Below are 636 nucleotides of genomic sequence, written 5' to 3'. Positions count from 1 at the left end.
ACTCAAAAATTGGATTTCTCTTTTACTCTGTTTAACCGATGGATCTTGTTGAACTTTGCGGGCAATTTCATGATTTGAAAGAGGCTGGATTGTCTTTTCTTGTTGCGCTTGTTGATGCTGTCGTTGTTTTATTTGAGAACTTTGTGAAATATTCTCTTGTGTGTATTTTACAGTGAATACAAAATCTTCTATGGCGGAATTTAGAGGTTCAAGCGCTTCTTCAGCCTCTTTACGCGCACGATTTTTTATGCCAAGAACTTTCCTGCCAGCGAGCTCAGAAATAGATTGAGGGTTTTTTGTTAGATCCCATAAGAGCTGTTCTCCCACATCGGGGTTTTCTTTGATTTTTTGTATACTTTGTTCTAAGATAAGCCGGTCACCAAAAACCTTGTTGCACAAAAAGCGTATTCCTTCTTGATGTGCTTCGAGCAATATCCTTTTTTCCATTGGATTAATAGATGTTTTTGGTTCGTTAGATGATCCTGATTGTTCACTTGGTGTTTTTGACCTAACGCTTGGGGCGATGGTTTCAGGTTTTGGGACTTCTATACTGGTTTGCTCTGCGTCTTTCATGTGTAGAGACGTTTGTGTCGTAGAGGTTTCATAGAGATTTTTTCTCTCTTGAGTTGTTGATGT

General features: G+C 38.8%; 1 protein-coding gene. It reads right to left on the bottom strand.

Annotated elements, in window-relative coordinates; genetic code table 11:
• Nucleotides 1-573: BID domain-containing T4SS effector (locus tag CEV08_RS09320; RefSeq protein ID WP_245407093.1), on the bottom strand; the 573-nt coding region annotated here is incomplete at its 3' end.
• Nucleotides 574-636 lie beyond the last annotated feature (63 nt).

The sequence above is a fragment of the Bartonella tribocorum genome (genome assembly GCF_002778015.1).
Lineage (GTDB): Bacteria > Pseudomonadota > Alphaproteobacteria > Rhizobiales > Rhizobiaceae > Bartonella > Bartonella tribocorum_B.
This window is presented reverse-complemented; position numbering and strand designations above follow the sequence as displayed.